We start from the raw sequence: 5,171 nt of genomic DNA on the forward strand, positions 1-5,171 counted from the left end.
GTCGGCCGTCGCGGTCGACAGGTGCGTAGGCCGGTACTACGAGGCCATCTGCGTCGCGGGCGTGCGGATGAGGAGGGCCTTGACGGCGTCTTCTGTTGCGACAATGAGGATGCCGTCAGGGGAGAGATCCACCCCGACGAGGGGCTTGTCCGAAAGGAACGCGGCCACGGGGTCCCCCGCAGCACGGTCCCAGATTCTCACGTAGTCAGACCCCTGACTGAGCCCGAGAGGCGCGGCTGCACGGTCGTCCTCGGAAGGCCGGGACAACAGCGCGGCGTCGGCCGGCGGATAGAGGTGTGGTTGCAGGAGATCGTGCACGAGCAGACCGCCACGGCCATCGTCATTGATCACCCCTGTCCTCCAGGCCCCGGGAGTTCCCGCGGGAACGACGAGGACTGCGACAGGGCGGACGGAGCCGTCGGCCACGGGCAGCTCGGCCACGGTCACCTCGGCCGTCCCGGGCAGGGGAAGGCTCCACAAGGTCTGCCAGGGCAGGTCGAAGCCCAGCCGGTGGGTCGCCTCGGCATAGTCGGCCAGGCCGTCCTCAAGGAATGCCGTCTCCAGAAGGGCCGCGCGCCCCAACGGAGGAAGCTCGTTGCGGGTCAGCAGCGGAGCGGTGCGCAGATACGTACGTGCTGGCGCACCGAGTGACTCGTGAGGTACATCCTGTATTGCGGATCGCAGGCGTACAGGATCGGCGTGGACGAACAGACCGGGGTCGGTCAGAAGTTGCGGAAGTAGGCCCGCCGCGAGGGCGTGACTCGCGATGTTGTCACGTACGTACGGATGGGCCAGTCCCCAGTTCTGCTCCGGGACTGACTCAAGAAGTGTGACGGCCATGCGGGACTGGGCAGCGCGTGACTGGGGCAGGTTCGCACGAATCTCCATCCCGATCGCAGGATGCGCGAGGCGCAGCAGCATGCGCTCGCCGTCAGAGGCATCGGCGTCCGGGGTGTCGGTGTCGTCAAGGCCATCGAGATCGTCTTCGGTGTCATCGGGCTCTTCGAGCAGGTCGACGAAGGGGCTGACCAGTTCCATTCCGGACGCGATGTCCGCCGCCATGTCTTGTCCGGCGGCGGCGTTGACGAGCCGGGGCCACAGCTGTACGGGAATGCCGCTGCTCTCGGCCAGAGCGAGAGGGGCGAGCAGCGACCGAAGGGTCTGCGGGTCGGCATCGAGGCGCTGGGCATGCCAGTCGAGGACTTCAGCCACGGAGGCGGGCAGCTGCACTGCATCGGAGGGGACGAAGCCATCGGGAGCGGTGAACAGGCACTGGGCGGTGAGCTGGACAACCAGAGGACTGGTGCCGGCCTGTTGAGCGATGTCCGTGGCCAGATGCGCTCGCAACTCGGGATCCGTCGTGAATGAAAGTTCTGGAGCGCCGAATTGAGGATCGAGGGCTGTCTGGGCATGAAGAAGCAGTCCCGCAGGGTCGGCCCACTCCGGATCGTCGAGATCCACGATCTGTACCGTGCCCGACGGCAGGCCTTCGGACAGGTCCGAGGCGAGCGCCCTCGGGAGTTCGAGTACGAGCCGCATGGAGTCGAGGGAGGCCAACGGATTGAGCACGTCGCGGACGAGTGCCTCCGATTCGTTCGCGGAGCGCACGGGGCCGGCCTGGTCCACGTCGAGGACGACCAAGGGCGCGGGTGTGCCGAGAGCCGCCAGGGCCGGGTATACGTCATCGACGCGGTCGACTGTAAGGCCGTAGTGGTCGGCCAGCGCCCAGAGGAACTGCGCGGAGGTGAGCCCGCGGGCGTTGGCCACAGCAGGAGCGGGGAGTTCGGGCGGAACCGTCGCCGGGTCCAGCTGGTCGAGAGGGAGCCGCTTGCGGGAATCCGGGTCGCAGAGCATCAGAAAGCCGATGAGCAACCGGGACCGGCCGCTGCCCGACTCCCCAGTGACTGCCACGATCCGAGGCGAACCCGGCCACTCCATGCGCCATGAGGCAAGAGCACGCAGGGCGTTGTTGCGACCCCCTAGGTGTGGATGTGGCGGGTAGCCGTCGGTCGTGTCGGTCATGGCTGTCCGTCCTCCGGGTTCAGACGGGCAGGGCGCCCGGGAAGCGGGAAGTGGGTACGTCGGGGTGTGTACTGGCGAGCCATCCGTGGCCCTGTGTGCGGGCCATGGGGATGAAACCGGATTGTACGGAGAGGTTGCTTGCTGCCCTGTTCGCGGAGGGACACCCCTCAGACTCTTCTGCGTCCTCGTCGCCGTCCGCTGGACCTTCCCGGTACGTCACCTCGAACGGCAGAGGATCGCCCGAGAATTGCGGGTCTGCGTAGGTGCCGTAACTGCGTACGAGGTACCCGTCGCGGGCGACGTACCAGTTCTCGGCGTCGTTGTAGGGGTCGATGCTGTAGAAATGCGCTTCACCGCATTCCCGGCTGAGTTTGTCGGCGAGGGTGAATCCGCTCATTTCGTCGAGGAATGAGTTTCCCCACAAGAGTCGCCAAGTCCTGATGGGGAGTGTCCTGCGCCTGCTTTTGAGTTCGGGGGTGATGAAGACGCGGTAGGCCGACAAATCTGAGTCCTGGGCATGCGGAAGCTCCAACGAGTCGGTGCCTTTGGTGGCGGCGGCCACTCCCATCACGGTGGTGCAGGGCCGCAGGTCGTGCAGACCGAGAACTGATACGGCGTCGTCGAATCGATCCGCAGGGAATGCCAGCCATCGGCCGGCCTCCGCAGGAAGCCTGACGGAGGATTCATCGAGAAACTTGACCCGCACGAGTCGCTCCAGAGAGCTCTGGTCGGCACCGTCCAGACCTTCGCCGCCACTGAGTTCGGCCAAAGCCACGAGAGCCTTTCTGCGCAGTGGGCCAGGACCCCGACGCCGGATACTCCGAAGCTGACGTTCCGCCTCGGCACCGAGGCGCTGCAGAACTGGCTCGGCATCATCCAAGCCCGCCGACTCTCCCTCACGGACGACTGGCAGCACATGAACGACGGCCTCGGCGCCGAGCCCGACGAGAGCATTCGCCGCGGCCTCTCGGGTGGCGCGGTCCCTGGCTGAGAGGCCTTGTACAAGGGAATCGATGGGATCTGGCATGGGACACAGCCTAAGTGTCGTGCGGGGCCTTGGATCAGTCGGCCGTCGTTGCGCGGCGTGGTGGTGGGCGCGTCAGTTGATCAGGTGGGGAAGCAGGTCTTTGTGCCAAACCTTCCGGAGGGTGCGGATGTGCTGGTTGAACTCCTCGGTGATGGCCCTCTCTTCGGCAGTTCTGTTCGCTTTGCGCTGGCGGTCGAGTTCATCTGCAACGGCCTCCATGAGGTCATCGCCGGATTTTCCGGAAAGACCCTTCAGGGCGCGCTTGAGCTGCCTTGGATTATCTTTGTATGTCTCCGACCACTCCTCCTTCATCTGCTGCCTGACCTGTTTATCCGACAGGTCTTCGAGTTCTGTGAGTTTCTGTTCGTTGGCAGCCATTTGCTGGTCGCGCTGTGCAATGCCGGCAGGGTCGTCGCGGTAGGTCATACTGTAGTGGATCGGCGCTCCGTTGAACCGTTCGTGCTGAAGTACGTTGGCGCACCCCATGTGTCCTTGACCCTTGCCGCAGGGCTCACGCTCGGTATAAAGGCCCAGTGGCGTGTATCTATTGCTCTCCGGGTCCACTCGCTCAAGCCAATCGAGGAGATGCCTCTCCGAGTGGCGTGGGCTCACTCCTGGCTGATTCGCTGGGACAGAGGAATCCGCTATGTAAGTGACTGCGTTTTTCGGCGGCGGTCCCTTGACCTCGAGAACTGCGAAATTCTTACCGCTGAAATCAGGTCCGTGGTCCCGCACGGTTTCTGCATCGTCGTGGGAGAGTTTCTTGAAGCGGGACAGCTTGAAGAGACCGTTCACCGCTCTGCGGTGAAGCGACACACCGAGTGACTCCTGGGCCATCTTGGCGCCCCGGTCCTTGGCGTCCTCTGCAGGCTCACCTTCGTTCGGGCCGCGGTAGGGGTGCCCGAGCGATTCTGGGTTGTTGCCGACGCTGTGCGCTTCGTGGAAGGAAAGGCTCAGCCTGGCGATCGAGGCAACCGCTGCCTGCTGCTCCCCTCGCGAGAGTCTGTCGAAGCCGTCCAGGCTCTCGCTGAGCTGATCCCTCGTGAAGCGCTGGGGGCCGCCTGCTGAGTTGTTTTCCGTCGACCGCAGCACGTTGGCCAGTTCGCCAGAACTCGCCCAGCTTTCGAGCCGGTGGTGGACGCGGTCGAGTTCGACTCGGTGGACATCCCGGTGGTGGCGCAGTTTCTGCTGCAGTGCGTCGGGTTCGAGACCGTATTCCTTGGAGTCCTTGCCCTCCGCCGTCTCGTGCGTGCGGGAGGTGTCGCTGTCTGGACCGTCCTCGGTGACGCGGCGGCTCTCCTCGGAGGTGTCGCTGTCGCCGCGATCGTGGGGATCGGAGTACGGCTTGTCGGGCTGCTCCTGAGCAGCGCCTGCAGGGGTAGCGTCGGGCCTGCGCTCCACATTGATCGGGTGTTCGTTCGTGCCACGGTCGGGCTGCCGACCTGCATCGCTCCGGGTCCGCTTGTCGTTGTTGGTGGACGTTATCGGCCGTCGGTCCGAGTCCAGTGGGATGGCGAACACGCCGTTGTTGCCGTTGTGTAGGGGGTGGGGGCTGCGTTGGCCGGTTTGGGCGTCGATGTAGGTGATTTTGCCGTTGTGGTTGACGGCGTTCCAGGCGTGGGCGCGGCCGTTGGTGTCCTGGGTGATGATGACGGCTTGGGAGCCGTGGCCGTTGTTGCGGAGGGTGTTTTCGAGGCGGTTGTAGGCGTCGCGGCCGTTGCCGAGGTCGTTGAAGCGGGCGCCGAGGGTGTTTTCGATGCGGTCGCGGCCGCCGCGTTCGCCGCGGTCGGAGGGGGTGCCGTCGTTGTCCGGGTCGGGGGTGCGGGCGCCGGCTGCGGTGGGGTTGCCGGCGTAGGTGTCGACGGTGGACAGGGCGGTGTCGACGCAGTTGTTGTTACGGCCGGGGGTGTTGCTGCCGTCGCCGTTGATGCGTTCGACCGGGGGCGTCGTTGGGTTGTCCTGTCTGGACGGGGGTTTCCGGTTCAGAACAGTCCGTGCCACATCTGTTCGATGATGAGGGACCACCAGGTGTCGGGGTTGGCTTGGGCGGTGGCGTCGATGGCGGCGAGTTGTTCCTGGAGTTCGGCCACTGCCGCGCCCGCTTCGTGCGGGTTCATGCCCG

At 65.3% G+C, this 5,171-nt stretch carries 3 protein-coding genes; all 3 read right to left on the minus strand.

Going from position 1 to position 5,171, the window contains the following annotated elements:
* Nucleotides 1-36: 36 nt before the first annotated feature.
* Entirely contained in the window at nucleotides 37-2,022 is a 1,986-nt protein-coding gene (locus tag QIS99_RS31825) for an ATP-binding protein (RefSeq protein ID WP_282517234.1), read from the minus strand.
* A 19-nt stretch (nucleotides 2,023-2,041) separates the two neighbouring features.
* A complete protein-coding gene (locus tag QIS99_RS31830) occupies nucleotides 2,042-3,049 on the minus strand; it encodes a hypothetical protein (RefSeq protein WP_282517235.1) in 1,008 nt (335 codons plus the stop codon).
* Nucleotides 3,050-3,121: 72 nt separating this feature from the next.
* A complete protein-coding gene (locus QIS99_RS31835) occupies nucleotides 3,122-5,050 on the minus strand; it encodes a toxin glutamine deamidase domain-containing protein (protein ID WP_282517236.1) in 1,929 nt (642 codons plus the stop codon).
* Between the last annotated feature and the right edge of the window lie 121 nt (nucleotides 5,051-5,171).

Source organism: Streptomyces solicavernae (assembly GCF_029968095.1).
In the GTDB taxonomy this organism is placed as follows: Bacteria; Actinomycetota; Actinomycetes; order Streptomycetales; family Streptomycetaceae; genus Streptomyces; species Streptomyces solicavernae.

Excerpts from the sequence above, each read along its gene's own strand:
- QIS99_RS31830 (WP_282517235.1), bottom strand. The coding sequence starts at position 3,049 with ATGCCAGATCCCATCGATTCCCTTGTACAAGGCCTCTCAGCCAGGGAC.
- QIS99_RS31825 (WP_282517234.1), bottom strand. The coding sequence starts at position 2,022 with ATGACCGACACGACCGACGGCTACCCGCCACATCCACACCTAGGGGGT.